Consider the following 727-nt stretch of genomic DNA (forward strand, 5'->3'; position numbering starts at 1 on the left):
TGCCAATCGCTCCGGGCACCGAAGAAATGGAAGCCTTCACCGTTATCGACTTGATGGTTCGCGCGGGTTATGACGTTACAGTTGCAAGTGCTGCATTTGATGGTGCACTGACAATGAAAGCCTCTCGCGGTGTAACACTGACCGCTGACTGCAAATTGGTCGATATTGCTGACGACGAATTTGATGCCATTGTATTATCTGGCGGCGTGGGCGGAGCAGAAACTTTCCGCGACAGTACCGTCATGATTGAAATCCTCAAACAGCACATGTACGAGGGTAAACTGGTGGCGGCAATTTGTGCAGCTCCTGCTTTGGTTTTGCAACACCACAACCTGTATCCAGATGCGTTGATGACATGTCATCCAAGCTTCCAATCTCATATTCCTGAAGACAAATGGCGAGCTAAACGTGTCACCATGGATGTGAATCACAACCTACTGACAAGTCAGGGACCAGGAACCGCACTTGAGTTCGCAATGGAAATCATTATCAAACTTTCCGGTAAAGAGCATGGATGGATGGTCGCAGAACCGCTAGTCACTATCCCAACACTGCATTATCACGAATTTGGTGAAGAGTAATGTTTGACGTAAACGCTGTACGCGAACAGTTCCCGGCTCTAAATCAAGACGTAAACCAATCGCCTTTGGTTTACCTTGATAGCGCAGCAACAACACAAAAGCCACAGTGCGTGATCGATGTGATTAGCCGTTACTACAGTGCACAA

The 727-nt window shown here is 47.9% G+C and carries 2 protein-coding genes; both read left to right on the plus strand.

Annotation, left to right across the window (positions count from 1 at the left end):
* Window positions 1-581, plus strand: a 581-nt coding sequence (locus R8N47_RS25005) for a DJ-1 family glyoxalase III (RefSeq protein ID WP_318186083.1), incomplete at its 5' end; no start/stop codon positions are given.
* Window positions 581-727 (plus strand): aminotransferase class V-fold PLP-dependent enzyme (locus R8N47_RS25010; protein WP_318118058.1); only part of this gene is annotated, 147 nt, incomplete at its 3' end. The genes R8N47_RS25005 and R8N47_RS25010, both read left to right, overlap by 1 nt.

The organism is Vibrio sp. 2132-1, from assembly GCF_033344315.1.